Genomic DNA, 18284 nt, shown 5'->3' with positions numbered 1-18284 from the left:
GCTACCAGCCGGCTGCCGTGTAGACGACGCCACGCAGGTCCCTGGGTCCCCAGGCGAGCTCGCGCAGCAGGCAGTGGTGGCCTTCCTCCGGGTCGATCAGGTCGACCCCGCGCCGGGCGAAGTCCCACTCCAGGCTGGCGCTGACCATGCCGGGGTGGCTCTCGTCCGGTGCCCACGGGCCCCAGTGCGCGGTCAGGGCCCGAGATCCGGTCCGTCGGGCCCAGTCCGCGCCGAGGGTCTCCAGTGCGTCGTTCGCCGCGGCGTAGTCGCTCTGCCCACGGCTACCGAGGACGCCGGCGATGCTGCCGAAGAACACCAGGGTGTGGGGCGGTGTGGGCAGCTCGTCGAGGGCCGCGAGCATGGCCCGCGCCCCGGCCACCTTCGTGTCGAACACGCGGCGGAAGGACTCCAGGTCCTTGTCGGCGACGAGGCGGTCCTCGATGACACCGGCCGCGTAGACGACGGCGTCGATCCTGCCGTGCAGGGCGAACACCTGCTTGACGAAGTGGTGGACCGCCTCGGTGTCCAGCACGTCGAGCGAGTGGTAGCGCGCGTCGCCACCGCGGGCCGCGACGGCGTCCAGCGTGGCACGGATCTCCCGCTGGGCGAGGACCCGCTCCACGGCGCGGCTCGCGTCGCGCGGGGTCGTGTCGCCGAGCGCCTGGACGGCGCCGAGGAGGGCCCTGCGGTCGAGGGCGCCCGCCAGCCGGGGGTCCTCGTCGCCGCCGGTATCGGGGGTGCGGCCGGCCAGTTCGAGGTGGCAACGCGCGGCGCCGGCCAGCAGGACGCTGAATCCGGCGGTGATCCCGCGGGCCCCGCCGACCACGACGACGACGGAGTCCCGGCCCAGGCCGAGGGCCGCGGCTTCGGCGGCCCCGTCGCCGGCCGGACCAGCCCCTGCCGTCGCGAGCGGGCCGGTGGGAGTGGCGGTCAGCTCCTCGGTCAGGCGGGCGCCGTCGCGGTGGACGACGACGACGGGTCCGCCCGGAGGTTCGGCCAGCTCGGCCGTGACCAGGTCGGCCAGGGTGGAGCCTGCCTGAGCGTCGGTCTCCACCAGCTTGATCAAGGTGTCGGGATACTCGCGGCCCAGGGTGCGGAACAGGCCTCGCAGGCCGGCGGCCGACGGGGCGTCGGGCGGTGTGACCGCCAGCAGCCAGCGAGGTCCGCCGCGCAGTACCGCGCGCACCGCGCCGAACGCCTCGGGCAGGTCCGGGGTGTCGCTACCGGCCGCGGCGGCCAGGTAGATGCCGCCGGTGAGGTCCGACTGCTCGACCTGTGCCAGCTCGTCGACCAGGTGGAAGCGCGCCTCGGCGCCGAGTTCCGCGAGCCGGCGCAGCACCGCTTCGCGGCCCGGAACGTTGACCGTGCGGCCGATCACCGCCCAGGTTGTGCCCGTCAGGTCGACCTCGCGGGTGGCGAGTGGGCTGTGCCGTCGGGCGAGGATGAACCGCTTCGGGCTGTGGCCACGGGCGCCCTGGGTCTGCCGGGCCCGGCCGGCCAGGACCTCCGCCGTGCCGGCCGGGACCTCCGGGACGGAAAGTTCGCTCGGTGGGGTGGGACGGGGCTGGCCGCCGCCGGTGTGTTCGCCGAGCCAGCGGACGATGCCCCGGACCGTCCGCAGGCGGCTGAGCTCGTCGACGCCGCCTGCGTCGGTCAGCTCGAACCGGTCGACGAGGAGGCCGGCGAGCTCGGTGCGTTTCAGCGAGTTGACCGACAGGTCGGTCTCGAGGTCCAGGTCGGCGTCGATCATGTCGGTCGGGTAGCCCGTGCTCTCGGCGATGAGGTCGAGCACCTGCGTCGTCACGTCTACCGGCGCCTGGGACGGCGGCGCTGCCGTGGCGCCGATAGACGTGGCGCCGATAGACGTGGCGCCGATAGACGTGGCGCCGGTGGACGTGACGCCAGTGGGCGCGTCGGCAGGGAGTGCGGCGGCGAACGGTGGGCCGGCGAGCAGGTCGGCGGGAAGGCCGCCGTGGGCGGCGGCGCCGGCCCGCTCGGCCAGCAGGACGTCGGCGGCCGGCTGGCGTGCTGTCACGACCGGCGCCGCGACCTGGTCGCGCCCGGCGCCCAGGTAGGACAGCAGCACGTCGCGCTGCGCGGCCAGGTTGTCCCGCGAGGTTCGCAGGAACTCGCTGACCAGCGCCTCCCGGTTCGCGGGCTGGGTCTGACCCGCGACCTGGTCGAACGAGGGCCAACCGGCCGGCGCGGCACCCGTGGCGACAGGCTGGTCGGCCCTGAGCGCGACCGAAGGGCTTTGGCGCGGCGCCGGGACGCCGTCCGGGTTCCCGGCCACCGTCGCGGCTGTCTGGCGTATCCGCCTGGCCGACGGAAGGCCTCCGGACAGCGGCTCGCCGTCCGCGCGGCAGATGCTGCGCCCGTCCACGCTCCACCGCGGTGGCGCGATCGGCACCGACGACGCGTGGTCGACGGCGTCGCGGCCGTCGAGCAGCCAGCCGGTGCCGAGCGGCACCCCGGCCACGAGGAGGGCCGCGACCGCGTCCAGGAAGCCGGTCAGCCCGCCGCGTCGGCCGTCGCACGCGACCGCCCGATGCGGCCGGTCGCCGAGGATGGCATCGACCAGGCCGGTCAGCACCCGGCCGGGGCCGGCCTCGACGAAGACCCGCGCGCCGGCCGCGTACATCGCCTCGATCTGCTCGACGAACCGCACCGGAGCCGCCACCTGCGCGGCGAGCTCGGCGCGCACGGCGTCGCCTCGGTCGGCGGCGCCGTCCGTCGCCGCGTACGGGGAGGCGGTGCGGTTCGCCCAGACCGGCAGCCGTGGCATGGTCAGCCGGGCGGCGGCGAGGGCCCGGGCGAACGAGACGCCGGCGTCGGCGATCAACGGGCTGTGGAACGCGCAGGCCACGGACAGCGGGACGGAACTGTGGCCGGCGTCCCGCAGCAGCCGGACCGCCGTCTCGACCGCGACCGTCGGCCCCGAGATCACGATCTGGTCCGGCGCGTTGTGGTTGGCGATCACGACCGGGCCGTTGACCCGCGGATCGGCCAGGATTCGGTCCGCGTCCGACGGCGTCGCGCGCACCGCCGCCATCGCGCCCTGGTCCGGGCGGGGGTCGCCGCTCGCGGGTGGGTCGGGGGGAGTGATCGCCGCGACGATCGCCTCGCCGCGGAGGCGGGAGAGCTCCAACAGGGTCTCCGGAGCGAAGGCACCCGCGGCGCACAGCGCGACGAGCTCGCCGTAGCTGTGGCCGGCGACCATGTCCGGGGCGAGTCCGAGCCGCGACAGCAGGTGGAACATGCCGAGGCCGGCGATTCCGAGCACCGGCTGCGCGACCCGGGTGTCCCGAAGCGGCACGTCGGCCGGCTCGGCGTCGTCCGACGCGGACCCGCCTTCGAACGTCGACGGCGGGAAGAGCGCGTCCTGCCAGCGTTCGCCGAGCCGCAGGTACTCCCGCAGCTCGGGGAAGGCGACGAACAGCTCGGCCAGCATGCTCGGCCGTTGGCTGCCCTGCCCCGGGAACAGCACCGCCACATCGCCCGTGACGGCGGCGATGTCCGGGCTGGTCTCCGACGCGGGGCCGTCGACGACGAACAGCCCCGCCCGTGGGTCGATGTCGCCGTCGACGGCCCGGGTCAGCAGGTGGGCCAGATCGTCGAGGTCCCGGGCGACGACCGCGAGCTGGACGGGTCCCCTCGGGGGCCGGGCCCGCCGGGCGTTGGTCGCGGCGAGGTCGCGCAGCGGCCACGGCCGGCCCGCGGCGTCGTTCGCGATCAGCAGCGCCCGCAGCTCGGCGACCGCGGCCAACGCGGCGGCGCGAGTGGCGCCGCGGAAGACGAACAGCTCCGCCGGCCACCGGTCGAGCGCGTGCCGGCCGTCGACGGCGCCGGCATGACCGGCGAGGACGGCATGGTAGTTCGCTCCGCCGAAGCCGAACGCGCTGACGCCGGCGACGCGCTCGGCGGCGGGCCGCGACCACGGCCGCGCGGTCGCGGCGAACACGAACGGGCTGACGTCGGGTTCCCAGGCCGGGTTCGGGGTCTGGACATGCAGCGTCGGTGGCAGGACGCCGTGGTGCAGCGCCAGTGAGGCCTTGACCAGGGCCGCGAGGCCGGCGGCGGTCTTCGTGTGGCCGATCTGGGACTTGACCGACCCGAGCGCGCAGCCACCGTGGCGGGCACCGGCCTCGGTGAACACCCTGGTCAGAGCGCCGAGCTCGGTGCGGTCGCCGACGACGGTGCCGGTGCCGTGTGCCTCGAGGAGGCCGACCTCGGCCGGTGAGACGCCGGCGTTGCGGTAGGCGCGTTCGAGCGCGAGCTCCTGGCCCTCCGGCCGAGGGGCGGTCAGCCCCAGGGACCGGCCGTCGCTGGCCGAGCCCAGGCCCTTGATCACGGCGTAGACCCGGTCGCCGTCGCGTTCGGCGTCGGCGAGCCGTTTGAGGACGACGCAGGCGACGCCCTCGCCGAGGGTCGTCCCGTCCGCGTCGGCGGCGAAGGGACGGGCCCGCCCGGTCGGCGACAGTGCGCCGACCGAGGAGAAGAGCAGGTAGTCCAGGACGCCGTTGTGCAGGTCGGCCCCGCCGCAGAGCATCACGTCGGCGCTGCCGAACCGCAGCTCCTTGCACGCCAGGTCCAACGCGGCCAGCGACGAGGCGCAGGCCGCGTCCACGACATAGGCCGGCCCACCGAGGTCGAGCCGGTTGGAGATCCGGCTGGCGACGATGTTGCCGAGAATCCCGGTGAAGGTCTCGGGCGTGATCCGGGGCAGCACGTCGTCCAGCTCAGGCGGCACCTGGCCGTAGTAGGCCGGCAGCAGCGCCCGCAGGGTGATCGCGGCGGACAGGTCGCTGTTCGGTTCGGTGCCGAAGACCACGCCGGTGCGGCTGTGGTCGACGCGGTCGGGGGCGAGACGGGCGTCCTCCAGCGCGCGTCGGGCCGTTTCGAGCGCGAGTGCCTGGACCGGTTCGATGCTGGACAGCGCGGCCGGCGGGATGCCATAGCGCAGCGGGTCGAACGGGATGCGGTCCAGGAAGCCGCCCCACGTCGAGCGGGACTTCTCCCCGGTCGGGCCGCTGCCGTCCTCGGCGTAGACGCCGACGTCCCAGCGCTCGGGCGGCACCGGCGAGATGGCGTCCCGGCCGGCGACGACGTTGGCCCAGAAGGTGGCCAGGTCCGAGGCACCGGGCAGCACGCACGCCATGCCGACGACGGCGATGTCCAGCGGCGTGGTCTCCGCCGCGGGCGGGGTGGCGCGCGGGCCGTCGCCGTCGCTTCGCCGCTGGGGCTGGTCGCGCAGGTGACGGCGCGCGTCCTCGGTGACGCTGTCATGCAGCTGGCGGACCGTCGTGGTCGCCGAGCGCAGCACGGCGACCTGGCCGGCCATGAACAGGCCCTCGGCACGCTGTCGTTCCTGGTCGACCGCGGTCAGCTCGTCCCCACGTCGTTCCAGCCCCTTGCTGGCCACGCGCAGGCGGCCGACGTTGAGCTGTTCGAGCGTCTCCCAGGCCTGCTCGTCGGGGACGCCACGGGCGCGCAGGTCGTCGCGGGCGGCATGGAACCGGTCGACGAAGGGGCTCGCCAGGCAGCGGGTGACGTGCCCCGGCGCGGTCTGGAGCAGGGCTGTCTGGTCGGCGGCGACCGCCTGGCGCTGGAACTCCTCCTGAATGGCGCCGTGCTCGACGGCCTCGCGGGTGAACAGGTAGGCGGTCCCCATCAACAGGCCGACGCCGACGCCGCGAGCGGCCAGTGGGCTCGCCAACGCCGCGACCATCGCCGCCGAGCGGGCATCGTGCACGCCACCGGCGAAAAGGACCTGGAGACCGCCGGCGCCCGATGGGCCATCCCCGTCTCCGTCGGCGGAGGTGCCCTGTGTGGTCCTGGCAAGGTGGTCGAGCAGCACGTCGAGCTGCGCCTCCCACAGCGGGAAACTCGCGCGCGGGCCGGTGTGGCCACCGCATTCGGAGCCCTCGAAGACGAATCGCCGGGCACCGGCGTCGAGAAACTGGCGCAGCAACGTCGGCGACGGCACGTGCAGGAACGTCGGGATGCCGACCCGTTCGAGGTCCGCCGCCTGCGAGGGCCGGCCACCGGCGACGATCACGCAGGACGGTCGGATCTCGCGCACGACCGCCAGTTGGGCGGCGCGAAGTTCCTCAGGGGCGAAGCCGAGCAGGCCGACGCCCCACGGTCGCTCACCCACCAGGTCCCGGGTCTCGACCATCAGCTTCCGGGACTGCGCCGCGTCGGCCAGGGCCAGCGCGAGAAACGGCAGCGCGCCGTCGTCGGCGACACCGCGCGCGAAGCCGGCCTGGTCACTGACCCGCGTCATCGGTCCCTGCGCGATCGGCCGCGTGGTTCCCCACGAGGCGCACAAGGCCGAGTCGTCGGCGAGCAGGGCGTCGGCGGCCGCGAGCACCGCCGGGTCCGCCGCGGCGTCCAGAGCGGCGCGGATCGCCTGCACCGCGCGCGCCGTGGTCCCGAACCGAGCGGCGAACCCGGCGGCGAGAAAGGCGTCCTGTCCGACGGGGAGCAACTGACGCTCGGGATCCCGCGCGCCCAACGCGGTGGCGCCCAACGCTGCGGCGACCGCCGCCGCCGGCCAGGCCTCGACGTCCTCGCCCGCCCGGCGCGTGGCCGGGGACTGGTAGACCCGATATCCGCTGGCCACCACCGTCTCCGAGCCGTCCAGCCGCCGCAGCGTCGCGCCGGTCGCCTCGGTCACGGTGGCCTCGGGGAGCAGGCCGAGCTGGACGTCGAGAACGACTCCGGCGGCGCCGCCCGTCACCGCGGCGACCGCCGTGTGCACGCCGATCCCGCCCCAGCACCAGACAGGGACGACGGCCCCGTCGTCGGCGCGCTGCCCGTCGTCGGCGAGCAACCGCTGCAGCAGGACGAACGAGCTGAGCTCGCCGACCCGTCCGCCGGTCTCGGCGCCCCGGGCCAGCAGGCCGTCGGCGCCGGCGGCGACGGCGAGCGCGGCCTCGGCCGCGCTGGTCACCTCGGCCAGCACGCGGGCGTCGGGCAGGGCGTCCAGGATTCGGCGGGCGGCACCCCGCGCCAGCGTGGCACCGGCGAGCAGGACGGTGTCGACGTCGGCGCGGTGGCGGGCCAGCTCGTCGGGGTCCACCGCGTCCAGGTGCGAGACGCGCACGCCGAACGGCGACCGGGTGAGCCGCGCCGTGCGGCGCAGCGCCGGCGCGACGTTCGCGGGGTCCGCCCCCAGATCCAGTACGCCGAGGGCGCCGGCGCCGCTGATCGCCGCGACCAGCCGGGGGTCCGGCTCACCCAGCGGGCTCACCCCGATGACCTCGTCGCGCCGTCCGGCTGGGCGGCGCGGCCTTGCCTGCGCGTCGACCTCGACGGCCGCGTCCCGCGTGGTGCTGTCCTTCACAGATCACTTCCCGAGGTGTCCATGGGGGCCGGTCGTGCCGGCTGGAAACGAGCGATGGCAGCGGCGATCCGGCAGGTCATCGAGTTCTCGACCGGCCGCATCGACGCGGGCGCCGGACGGGAGATCAGGGATGCGCGGGCAGCCCGAGGTGGGCGCGGCATCCGGCGCGGTGCTCGCCACCTGAACGTCGATCGAGGTGATTGATTGATGTCGCGGATCGCGGCGTGCTGTCATCCGCCGTCGCGGCGGCGGACTCACGGGTGGGGCGCCAGCCCACAAAACCCGAATCGCGGATCGCCCGCGCCAGTAGACATCGCTCTGGCGGCGGGATCGCGTCATGAAGTTATCAGTGCCAAGAAGACCGACGAACCGCGTCAGTTAGTGGGCGCCAGACGCCACCCCGTGTCTGCGCCGAATGCGTTGACTGGCCCGACGTAGGCACCGCGAGTCATAGACCATCCGACGTGAAAGGCGCCTGCCCCAGAAATCTTCCTGGAAACAACCCGCCGTGGCCGTCGTAGTTCCTGACCCTCGAAACCTCTCACCGCCAACCGTTTCCCCCGGTGAGGACAGACAGTATGGGAAGGGGCATCCCGGCGCAAGTAAGTGCTTACTGACGTAGCGCTCATGGGCGGGCCGGATGATCGCGCCCAACGGGCCGGCGATCGATCACCTTCTGAAGTTGACTCCTCGCCTTTGGTTCCCACGTGGCGCGCCGCACTGCCGCTACCAGCGCGGATCTGGGCTGGGCGCTCAACTCCAGTCCCAGGTCGCTGTCGCTGTCGGGCTGGCGGGCGCCCCTCGCTGACGTCCCTCTTGTCCTGGTGTGTCCGCCGAAATATGAGTGGGCACTCATTAATTTTGGGCGAATGCACAGACTCCTGACGAGTGTGCGGGCTGGGCGGGCGCCCAATGTTTGGGCGTTCGCTCAGGCTGGGCGAACGCCCAGGATCTGAGCGACCGCAAGAAAATAATCGCTTTCACATAGTGGACTCGTCGACATTCTCATTGGGCACTCCACGCGTCCGACAAGGGCGCTTCCACCGGCGTCCGCATCTCTTGACCGTGTCGTCGGAGGGGTGTTATCCATAACGGCGGAAGGTCGCTGGGCACACCTCACGCCGGACGGCCGCGCCACGTCCCGGACCGAAAAAGGAACACGGGACCCTGGTGCCCGACAGTCTTGTCGGAAGCGCCGTAGACGTTCGCTCTGCCAGGTGGCTGACGCACCGGCTGGAATTGGCCGTGCCGGTCGCCGGAGCCGACGCGCTCGGGCGCGCCTCCAGGCATCAACGCCGATGAGCGCACCGTCGGGTAGTCCGACGGCTCAGGTGCTTCTCGGATGCGCGGAACGCGGGTGGACCGCCGCGCACGACTCGTCTTCGGCCGCCGTCCGGGACTTCGCGCGCTTCGTGGCACGGACCCGCGCGCATGGTGCCGGCCCAGCGAACCTGAACACCGCCACGCACGAGAGTGGGAGGCAGAGCATGTCCGATGAGGTAACTCCGGAGTTATCCGAGCCGGCCGAGCCCGCGGCACCGGGCGGCTTCAACCGCCGGAAGTTCATCGGTGGGGCCGCGGCGGGCGCCGGTGTGGCCGCGTTCGGCGGGCTGGTGGGCAGCGCGACGCCGGCGCGCGCGGCGACGGTGCCGACGACGCAGGTGACCGCCAGGGCCGTAGTGGTCGGGACGGGGTTCGGCGGTGGGGTGACGGCGCTGCGGCTCGGCCAGGCCGGCGTCCCGACGTTGGTGCTGGAGCGGGGCCTGCGGTGGCCGACCGGGCCGAACTCGAACACCTTCGCGACGCTGGCCAACCTCGACAACCGGTCGGCGTGGCTGTCGCCGTACGCACCCCTGCCGGGCGCTCCGGCCGTCCCGCTCTGGGCGCCCTACACGGGCGTTCTCGAGGTCATCAACGGCAACAACATGACCGTCAACTGCGGGGCCTGCGTCGGCGGCGGATCGATCATGTACCACGGGATGACGCTGCAACCGAGCCTGACCGAGTTCGTGCGGTCGATGCCGCTGGCGGCCGGTCTCTACAGCGAGCTGAACTCGAAGTGGTACCCGACGGTCGCGTCGATGCTCGGGGTCTCCACCATCCCCGCCGACATCCTCGCCACCAGCCCGTACGCCTCCTCCAGGATCTTCCAGAACTTCGCCCCGCAGGCCGGCCTGCAGTACTTCAAGGTGCCGCTCCCGATCGACTGGAGCTTCGTGCGCGGTGAGCTGGCCGGGACGTACAACGCGGCCTACACCAACAGCGACATCGCCTTCGGCGTCAACAACGGCGGGAAACACTCGATCGACGTCACCTACCTCGCCGCCGCCGAGGCCACCGGCAAGGTGACGGTCCAGACGCTGCACATCGTCCGTGACATCGCCCTGACCGCTGGCAAGTGGACGCTGTCCGTCGACCGCATCGACACCGCCGGCAACGTCCAGGAACACAAGACGATCACCGCGAACGCCGTGTTCCTCAACGCCGGCTCGCCGGGCACGACCCGGCTGCTCGTCAAGGCCAAGGGCAAGCAACTCATCCCGAACCTGCCCGCCGCGATCGGCACCCAGTGGGGCAACAACGGCGACCGCATCTACGAGTGGATCGGGATGTCGCAGGACCCGGGCAGCGTCCAGGGTGGCCCCGCCTGCGTCGGTGGAAGCGACCCGCTCAGCCCGATCCCGTTGAAAATCATCCATGCGGGCGCGCCGCCCGCCGCCCTCCAGGGCCAGCGCGTGATGACCGTCGTCGGCTTCGGCATCGTCCCCGGAGCGGGAACCTGGGCCTACGACGCGACGACGGACGACGCCGTCCTGACCTGGCCGACCGGTGCCGACTCCGCCCTCCAGTCGCTGATCGCCACGAAGGTGAACAACCTCGCCAAGGCCGGCGGCGGCAGCATGATCGACACCAATGCCAGCCAGAACTCGACCTGGCACGCGTTGGGCGGCGTCCCGATGGGCTCGGCGGTCGACCTCTACGGCCGTGTCCTGGGCCAACGCGGCCTCTACGTCCTCGACGGCGCCCGCATCCCCGGCTCCACCGGCGCCTGCAACCCCTCCATGACCATCGCCGCCCTCGCCGAACACAGCATGGCCCGAATCGTCACCCAGGACATCGGACCCGTCTTCTAACCAATCCGGCTCGACGAGGCAGGCCACGCGGAGAGGCCCAGTCCCACCTCAGGTCGTCCAAAGGTGCGCACGGACGACCTGAGGCGGGACTCGGTGGAGCCGGTGACGTCCCACGCCGGAGCTCGGACAGCCGGCTGGCCCGGTTAGACGGGTGGGGGAGGCTCGTCGGCGCCCGCGTCGAGGGCACGCTCGATGCGGCGCAGTCGGGCGTCGATCGTTCGGAGCAGGGCGGCGGTGTCCGGGCTCGGCGGTTCCTCGCCGGCCGTGAGGTGGGTGAGGGTCGCCGCCGGTGCTCGTTCGACCTGAGCGCGCCGGACGAAGCTGGACGTGACCCAGGCAGTCACGATGGCGAGGAACGCGATCGACTCCAGCATGATCAGCGAACCGATGAACCGGCCCACCGCCGTCCTCGGCACCACGTCTCCGTAGCCGACCGTCGTCACGGTCTGCAGCGCCCACCACATGCCAACCCCGATGTTGGGGAAGCTTCGCGCGTCAAGGAGCCGGATGGCGACCCCGCCGACCAGGACCGTCAGGGTGGTGGCGGCGACCATGACCCGCATCGCCCGCCGCGCCGACAGCGGTTGGGACGAGTAGCGCCGCAGGATCCTTTTCAGGACCTGCATCCTCGTCCCCCTCCCGTCGGTCTGGGCGCTGGCTCCCGGCCATCTTGCCTCTCGCCGCGTGCGGCGGTGGCTCAGCGCAGGCGGCGGGCGCGGAGAACCTCGTCGTCGGCATGATGCGCGCCTGCGCCGCCGTCCGGGGCGATGCGTGGCCGCTCCTCGTGGAGCTCCACCGTCCAGTCCTCGTCGAGGAGGGCGGCGACCATGGCGGGCCAGACGTAGTCGGCCGGGTCGAAGCCGTCGTCGTGCCGATGCTGGTTCTCCATGCCGGCGTGGTGCACGAGCAGCAGCACGCCGCCGGGAGCGACCGCGGCGAGCAACGCCCGCTCGGCCGCGGCGTCAGGCGTGCGCGACAAGGCCGGGTACTGGGCGGAGACCAGGTCGAAGGACGCGGGCGTCAGCGTCGCGTGGGCCAGCTCGGCGTGCACCCAGCGCACGGTGACACCGGCGTCGGTCGCGTGCCGGGCCGCCCGGGCCAGCGCGACACCCGAGACCTCGAGGGCGGTCACGTCCCAGCCGCGGCCCGCGAGCCACACCGCGTCCGCGCCCTCGCCGCAGCCGACGTCCAGCACCCGCCCCGGCGTGAGCCCGGCGACCTCGGCCACCAGCGCGCCGTTGGCCTGGCCGCTCCAGAGCTGCTCCCGCTCGGCGTACCGCTGATCCCAGTTGGCCGCCACCTCTGGATCACCGGCGTACCGGCCGGTGGCCAGGAGCAGGGGAGAAGCAGGCGGTGCTGCCACGATGTCGTCGGTCACCGGGCCATCGTTGCCCATAACGCACCTGACTCACCAGTCCTGTTTGCTATCCGGCAACCCGCAACACGACCGCCGAAGGACGAGGCCGCGGGCGTGAGACGCAGGCGGGGCGGTCGGCGCGGAGCCGGTCGTCCAACTCGTCGTGGCCGACGGGTCAGTCGAGGCAGGCGAGCAGGCCCTGGAGCGCTGCCGGGTCGCCGGTGACGAGGTAGCTCTTCGGAGCGGTGTACTCGGGACGGCCCGCGATCGGGCTGTGCAGGATCCTGATGTAGTCAGGCGCGTCGCAGACCACGGTCGCGTCGACGGGTGCGTTGTCGAGCGGCCCCGTCGTGAGCTTCCCCTTGTCGAGGCTGGCCAGCAGCGTCCCGTCAGGGAAGTGGAACGCGACTCGGAGCTTTTCCGGCCGCGTGGCGTTCGCGGTGAACATGTGTCGCAGCCCGAGGGCGAAGTTGGCGACGGTCGAGACGTCAGGCTTGAAGTCGAGGTAACGCACCCGTTTGACGGGGTTGCGCGTGGCCGTCAGCTCCGCGTGGGTGCCTGACTGCACGTAGACCGGTTCGGGGCGCCCGCGAAGCGGAAGCAGGACGTCGTTGCGAAAGCGCGCCTTGTCGGCGAGGTAGGGGCCGATCACGTCTTCGCCGGCCGGGCAGACCGCCATGCAGTAGGCGGACTTGTAGGCCGGCTCGAACGCCAGGGACTGCAGCATCGACTGGGTCTCGTCGTCCCGGAACTTCGCGCGGTAGGCGCTCGCGTCGCCGGCGGCCACGGCCTCGACCCAGTCGGCGGCGCTGAACGGGAACTCACGGTAGTTGTGCCCGAGGCAGGCGAAGAAGTCGAACTCGCCGACGTTGCTGATCGCCCCGACCGGGCAGGCCGCGACACAGAGATTGCAGCCCAGGCATGGGTTGTAGTCCAGCGGCTGGTTGTAGGCGTCGATCTCGGCGTCGATCAGGACCGTGTCGAGCAGCAGGAAGTTCCCGAACTTCGGATGGATGACGTTGCGGTTGATGCCCATATGGCCCATGCCCGCCTCGACGGCCACGACCTTCTGCGCGATGCCCCAGGTGACCTCGCCGGGTGGGGCCTGCACGTCCATCGGGAAGCCGATGTTGGTCGACACCGCGCGGACACCGGCCTCGGCCAGGAGCGTGCAGATGGTCGCCGCCGCGCCTTCGAGCTTCTCCCCGGTGCGGTGCCAGGCGTTGTTCGCCGTCGCGCGCGAGGTCGACCGGATCGCGTCCCGGTTGGAGATCCCGACCAGGCAGATCAGTGCCTTGGTGGCGGGGAAGAGCCGGCGGGCGTTGGCGGACTCCCCGCCCAGGCCGGCCCGGTCGACGTCGACGAAACCGACGTCGTCGGCGCCGGCGCGCAGGCACAGCTCGCGCAGCCATTCGGCCCCGACCCGGCCGCGCGGCCGCTGGACGGTCAACGAGGCCTCGTACGCCCGCCGGGCGTTCTCGGCTTCGTGAGTGCCTCGGAAGATCCGTCGAGTCTTGTTCGCCATGCCGAGAAAAGTATCATAAAGATAGTATCTTCACGACAGGATTAGACTCGACGAGTGCCGACCACGCCGCGCTCCGGATACGCGCACTTCTGCATGCTCGCGAAGGCCCTCGAGCGGTTGGGGGATCGCTGGGCCCTGCTCGTCGTGCGTGACCTGCTGACCGGCCCTAAGCGCTTCACCGACCTGATGGACCGGCTCGGCGGCATCACCCCGCGGACCCTGACGCAACGACTGCGCGATCTTGAGTCGGACGGCCTCGTCCTGGTCGACCGGGAGCCTGGCCGCCGCGAGGTCTGGTACAGCCTCACGCCGGTCGGGCTGGACCTCGCGCCCGCGCTGGAGGAACTGTCGCTCTGGGGTCTGCGCCATCTCGCCGCGCCTCCCGCGCCCGGTGAACCGGCCCATCCGGAGCACCTGCTCAACGGCGTGCGCCTGTTCCTGGACCGCTGGGCGCTCGATGTGGGCCCGGTCAGCTGGGTCTTTCGGACGCTCGACCACGACGACGTCTACACCATCACCGGGCGGGACGGTCGCTGGACGCTGACGAGCGGCGCGGGCCCGAACCCGGATGTCGAGCTGATCGGCGACAGGCGGGACCTGGCCGCCTACTTCGCCACCCTCCATCCGGCGCGCACCGTCGGTCATCCAGGCGTCCGCGTCCAGGGCAGCGACCGGGAGATCGGCAGGTTCCTCGACGCCATCGCCGCCTTCCCCCGGCTGCCGCCGGTCGCGGCCCCCTGACCCGTCCGGATCCCTGACCTTGGGGTTCCCTGACCTTCAGGATTGCTGACCTTCGGGATTGCTGACCTTCAGGATTCCCGTGCCAGCGTGGCGTCGCCGGGATCGGCGAGCGCCGCCGCGACGATGATCCGCGCCACCCAGCGGCTGACCAGGTCGGCCTCGCCGTCGGTCAGCCCGGCGACGTCGACCAGCGAGAGCCGTGCCTCGATGCCGACCGTCAGTGCCAGCGCCGCCGTGACTCGCCGAAACGCCGTCGGCGACAGCTGGGCCCGCACGGGCTCGAGAACCTGTTCGATCCACGCCATGCGGCGTAGGCCACGGCGCGGACCGTCGGCGTCTCGCGGCGCGTCGAGCGTGGTCCGCACGAGGGTGCGCAGCGACTGCTCGTTGCGAAGCGTCATCTCGTTGACCGTGGAGACGAGCTCGTCGACGCGGTCGAGCGGGTCGGTCGCGGTGATCCGGCTGGTGATCTCGCCGGCCGTCAGCTCCAGCGCCGCGTCGGCGAGCAGCTGGTCGGCGGTCGGGAAGTAGCGGTAGGCCGTCCGCCGGCTGACCAGGGCCTCGTCGGCGACCTGCGCGACGGTCGGCGTGACGCCCTGGGTGAGCAGGCGGCCGGCGGCTTGGAGCAGCGCCGCCCGGGTGCGACGCCGCTGGTTGGACAGGGCGGGGCTCTCAGCTGCCATGCCAAAATGCTACACGTTTGCCATCATGACACACGTGTGCCATCTTGGATCCGGTCCTGACTGACCCCCAATCCCTGGAGACGACAAGTCATGAGCGCATCCGCCACCGTCGGCCACCGGCCCGCCACCCCGAACCCGGGGGACTCGCCCAGCTACCTCGTGGTCCGCCAGACCGTGGCCGACATCCCGCCGTGGTTCGAGAACTTCTCGGCAAGCACGCCGGCCCGCCGGGCCGCCGGTGGCGGCGACCCCATCGTCCTGATCGAGGACGAGGAGGCCGGCCAGGTGATGGTGATCATCCCGTTCTCCTCCGCGGAAGCGGCCGCGGCGTGGCGCTCCCGCCTGGGAGTTCAGCAGCAGACCGCCGCGGCGGGCGTGCGCACCGACTCCGTCGAGGTCCGCGTGCTCCGGTCGCTCAGCGGCGACTGACCTCCCCGCGGCTGCCGGCTGAGTCCGGTGGCCGACACCTAAATACTGTCATGGCAATACTATATCTGCGATAGTATTTTCCACTGAACAGGCCTACACGCCTCGGTTCATCCAGGGCATCGCTCGGCTGGTGCACCGCAGTTGTTCCGACCTATCGCGATGGCCGGCGGGCGGGCGCCAGTCGAAGGCCGTGTCCATTCTTTTCTCTTGAGAAGGGAGATTCACCGTCATGAAGGCGCGTCACATCATTGTCGCGGCGGCGCTCTGCGTGTCCCTAGCCGCCTGCGGCGGCTCGTCGTCAACGACGGTGCGGGATTCGGGCTATTCCTCGGCCGGGCCAGGCACCCCGACATCGGCCCTGGGCGGTCTGTCGTCCACCGATTCCGCTCCTGTTTCCGTCGACGGCAGCGTCGCGGAGTTCTGCGCCGGCGCTCGAAAAATCGGCCTCGAGCAGAAGCTCAACCTCAGTGACGGGTCGGCGGGGATCGACCCCTCGCTGCTTCCGGATCTGGACGCGCTGGCGGCGCGCGCGCCAGCGGAGATCGCGCCCGACTTCACCCTGTTCGTCAAGCTCGAACACGCCCTTCTCGGCGCCACACCTGACCCCGCCACCCTCGAGGAGGTCGATTCGCCCGCGACCGAAGCCCGGCTCGTGAACGTGTCGAACTATCTCCAGCAGCATTGCGACGTGGGCTAGCGCCGTGACCGCCAAGGTCGGCCCATCGCCTTGATCGCGGTTTTGGCCCCGGAATGGTCGTGACGGGCGCGTTTCTACGACCACCCCAGGGCTTAAACGGCGATCATGAAAAACCCGACCATGAGGCCCTCCGATGGCTCGGTGTCACTCTGCCCGGGAATCCCAGAAAAGAGACGCAAAATGGCGGTCAACACTCATGATATGGTGGTCGTGCATCGTGCTTTCAGGCGCGAGTTCGGCCTGCTACCGAGAATGGTCACCGGCGTCTTCGCCGACGACGGTCGGCGGGTACGGATTGTGCACGACCACGCCCGTGAGATGGTGTCGGCACTGCACCATCACCACCAGGGCGAGGACGAGCTGCTCTGGCCAAAGCTGCACGAGCGCGCCCCATCTCAGGCCGGCCCGCTGCGGCGCATGGAAACTGACCACGCCCAGATCAGCGCCCTGCTGGACGCCGTCGAACTGGCCCTGCCCGCGTGGGCACAGGCACCGACGACGAGCGCCACCGTCGAGCTGGCGGCGCTCTTCGACGAGATCTCGTCCCAGCTCGCCGCCCACCTGGCCGAAGAGGAAGAACAGCTGCTTCCGGTCGCGGCCGAACGGCTGAGCCCGCCGGAATGGGCCGAGCTCGGCCGGCGCGGCATGGCGTCGATGCCCCGGTCACGCTCACTGGTCTTTCTCGCCCACATTCTGGAGGAGGCCAGCCCCGACGAGGCGCGGGTATTCCTCGGCCACCTCCCGCCGCCCGTGCGCGTCCTCTACCGCCTGGTCGGAAAGCCCAGGCATCGGCGCGAGACCGCGCACCAGCGGGCGGGAATCGACGTGGCCCTGGCGAGCCGAGGCACCCGGTGAGGGCCACCCCCAGTCGAAGGGGCGTCGTCGCGACAGTCGTCGCGCTGCTTGCTCTCGCGTCGGCGGGATGCGCTGGTTCCGACGCAGGTAGCGGCGTAGGGCCGCCCGCACGGGCCGCGACGTCGACAGCTGGGCCGACACCCATCCGCGCCGTGCCACCGCACACGGCCGCGCAGGACGCCTCGGTGTCCACCGGGGTGCGGGTCGCCGCGCGCGACCTGCGGCTGGTCCGGCTTGGTACGACCGACCTCGCGTTGCAGTTCGAGTTCGCCAATCAGGGCACGGAGAGCATCAGCCCAGCCGACCTCGGCACGGATCCACTCACCCATGTGATCGCGTTCCTCGTCGACCTGCCGCGCGGCACTGGATATGCCACCCAGCGCACCCCACAGGCCAACCCGGAAATCGACGGCTCCGGTCCTGACGAGCCCCGCGCGAGCGCGACCACGGAGAAGGACATCGCGGCCGGCCAGACCGAGACGGTCACCCTGGTCTTTCCGGCCCCGCCGACCGAGGCCACCTCGATGCTGGTGCTGGTCGACGGATTCACCCCGGTCGAGGTGCCGATCCAGGCCCAGGGTTCGGTGGTGCTCAAGGACGACCCCGTCCTACACGTTCCGAGCGCGCCGCCGGATGAGCTGGACCCACCGGTCGCGCCGCTGGTCTGCGCGACCGAAACAGACCCGGCCGCGGCCGCCCCAGCCCAGACGTCGTTCCGCCTGCCCAGCGACGTCCTGTTCGCCTTCGGCAGCTCCGCCCTGTCCCCGTCCGCGGCCCACGCGATCGACGCGCTGGCTCACCAGATCACGGCCACCGCCGGCACCGTCACGATCGCCGGATACACCGACTCCATCGGCACCGACGCCGACAACCAGAAACTGTCGCAGGCACGGTCGTCCGCCGTGCAACAGGCGATATCCGCGACGCTCGGCCCGGACTTCACCTACCAGGCCGTGGGCTTCGGCGAGACCAGTCCGGTCGCGCCCAACACCCATCAGGACGGCAGCGACAACCCCGACGGCCGCGCGCAGAACCGGCGGGTCGAGCTGACGGTCGACGCCGCGGCGGGCGACACGTCGCAGCCGCCACCCGCCAGTGAGGCGCCCAATGTCTCACTCGACGGGTCCCCGCTCGCCCCCGCGGTGCAAAGCGTCACGGCCCGTTCCGGATTCACCCTCGCCCAGGTCGCGATTCACAACTCCGGCACCGCCGACAAGGATCTGGGCTACTACAACGACCCGAACCGCATCGGCCCGGACGGCATCCGCGCCGACGACGGCGGCGAGCTGAGTCTCGCGACGGAAACCGGCGGCCGGCTGCGGCCCTGCGCGTTCACGCCGTCCTGGTGGGGACTGCTCGCCAACGGCACCGGCGCCGACACTGTTCCCGCCGGCGGCACCCTCGTCCAGTGGGCTTTGTTCGGACCGCTGCCCGCGAACGAGAAATCGGTCGACGTCGTGGTCGGCGGCTACGCCAGGGCGCTTCCGGCGCGAGTGGCATCCGGCTGACGAAGGC

Annotated in this window: 11 protein-coding genes; 6 read left to right on the top strand and 5 right to left on the bottom strand. The window is 72.0% G+C overall.

Translation table 11 applies throughout. From position 1 onward, the window contains the following. Position 1: 1 nt before the first annotated feature. On the bottom strand, positions 2-7348 hold the full coding sequence (locus tag I6A60_RS15385) for a type I polyketide synthase (protein WP_203055640.1): 7347 nt from the start codon (positions 7346-7348) through the stop codon (positions 2-4). Positions 7349-8835: 1487 nt separating this feature from the next. Between I6A60_RS15385 and I6A60_RS15380 the strand changes: the two genes are divergently transcribed. Continuing rightward, on the top strand, positions 8836-10482 hold the full coding sequence (locus tag I6A60_RS15380) for a GMC oxidoreductase (protein WP_203024747.1): 1647 nt from the start codon (positions 8836-8838) through the stop codon (positions 10480-10482). 143 nt (positions 10483-10625) lie between these two features. Here I6A60_RS15380 and I6A60_RS15375 read toward each other — a convergent pair whose 3' ends face one another. The 3 genes from I6A60_RS15375 to I6A60_RS15365 all read right to left on the bottom strand — a co-directional run bounded on the left by I6A60_RS15375 (position 10626) and on the right by I6A60_RS15365 (position 13364). Then, positions 10626-11108 carry a potassium channel family protein gene (locus I6A60_RS15375; RefSeq protein ID WP_203024748.1) on the bottom strand — a complete coding sequence of 161 codons (483 nt, stop codon included), beginning with the start codon at positions 11106-11108 and terminating at the stop codon, positions 10626-10628. A gap of 71 nt (positions 11109-11179) precedes the next feature. Next, positions 11180-11860, bottom strand: coding sequence for a class I SAM-dependent methyltransferase (locus I6A60_RS15370; protein WP_307873694.1), 681 nt, complete (start codon positions 11858-11860; stop codon positions 11180-11182). A 154-nt stretch (positions 11861-12014) separates the two neighbouring features. Next, positions 12015-13364 carry a 4Fe-4S binding protein gene (locus I6A60_RS15365; RefSeq protein ID WP_203024750.1) on the bottom strand — a complete coding sequence of 450 codons (1350 nt, stop codon included), beginning with the start codon at positions 13362-13364 and terminating at the stop codon, positions 12015-12017. A gap of 54 nt (positions 13365-13418) precedes the next feature. On the opposite strand from I6A60_RS15365, the gene I6A60_RS15360 reads away from it, so the two are divergent. Then, positions 13419-14105, top strand: a complete 687-nt coding sequence (locus tag I6A60_RS15360; protein ID WP_203024751.1) for a helix-turn-helix domain-containing protein — start codon at positions 13419-13421, stop codon at positions 14103-14105. A 68-nt stretch (positions 14106-14173) separates the two neighbouring features. On the opposite strand, the gene I6A60_RS15355 is transcribed toward I6A60_RS15360, so the two are convergent. Next, the gene (locus tag I6A60_RS15355; RefSeq protein ID WP_203024752.1) at positions 14174-14788 is read right to left on the bottom strand and encodes a TetR/AcrR family transcriptional regulator; all 615 of its coding nucleotides are present in this window, start codon (positions 14786-14788) and stop codon (positions 14174-14176) included. A 90-nt stretch (positions 14789-14878) separates the two neighbouring features. On the opposite strand from I6A60_RS15355, the gene I6A60_RS15350 reads away from it, so the two are divergent. The 4 genes from I6A60_RS15350 to I6A60_RS44020 all read left to right on the top strand — a co-directional run bounded on the left by I6A60_RS15350 (position 14879) and on the right by I6A60_RS44020 (position 18277). Continuing rightward, a complete protein-coding gene (locus I6A60_RS15350; protein ID WP_203024753.1) occupies positions 14879-15217 on the top strand; it encodes a hypothetical protein in 339 nt (112 codons plus the stop codon). Positions 15218-15446: 229 nt separating this feature from the next. Beyond that, positions 15447-15914, top strand: coding sequence for a hypothetical protein (locus I6A60_RS15345; RefSeq protein ID WP_203024754.1), 468 nt, complete (start codon positions 15447-15449; stop codon positions 15912-15914). 105 nt (positions 15915-16019) lie between these two features. Next, the gene (locus I6A60_RS15340) at positions 16020-16769 is read left to right on the top strand and encodes a hemerythrin domain-containing protein (RefSeq protein WP_307873693.1); all 750 of its coding nucleotides are present in this window, start codon (positions 16020-16022) and stop codon (positions 16767-16769) included. Positions 16770-16921: 152 nt separating this feature from the next. Beyond that, entirely contained in the window at positions 16922-18277 is a 1356-nt protein-coding gene (locus I6A60_RS44020; protein WP_374113360.1) for an OmpA family protein, read from the top strand. Positions 18278-18284: the final 7 nt, after the last annotated feature.

Source organism: Frankia sp. AgB1.9, from assembly GCF_016786355.1.
Lineage (GTDB): Bacteria > Actinomycetota > Actinomycetes > Frankiales > Frankiaceae > Pseudofrankia.
This window is presented reverse-complemented; position numbering and strand designations above follow the sequence as displayed.

Coding starts and splice junctions, on each gene's coding strand:
- I6A60_RS15350 (WP_203024753.1), top strand. CDS start 14,879: ATGAGCGCATCCGCCACCGTCGGCCACCGGCCCGCCACCCCGAACCCG.
- I6A60_RS15345 (WP_203024754.1), top strand. CDS start 15,447: ATGAAGGCGCGTCACATCATTGTCGCGGCGGCGCTCTGCGTGTCCCTA.
- I6A60_RS15375 (WP_203024748.1), bottom strand. CDS start 11,108: ATGCAGGTCCTGAAAAGGATCCTGCGGCGCTACTCGTCCCAACCGCTG.
- I6A60_RS15340 (WP_307873693.1), top strand. CDS start 16,020: ATGAAAAACCCGACCATGAGGCCCTCCGATGGCTCGGTGTCACTCTGC.
- I6A60_RS15355 (WP_203024752.1), bottom strand. CDS start 14,788: ATGGCAGCTGAGAGCCCCGCCCTGTCCAACCAGCGGCGTCGCACCCGG.
- I6A60_RS15380 (WP_203024747.1), top strand. CDS start 8,836: ATGTCCGATGAGGTAACTCCGGAGTTATCCGAGCCGGCCGAGCCCGCG.
- I6A60_RS15365 (WP_203024750.1), bottom strand. CDS start 13,364: ATGGCGAACAAGACTCGACGGATCTTCCGAGGCACTCACGAAGCCGAG.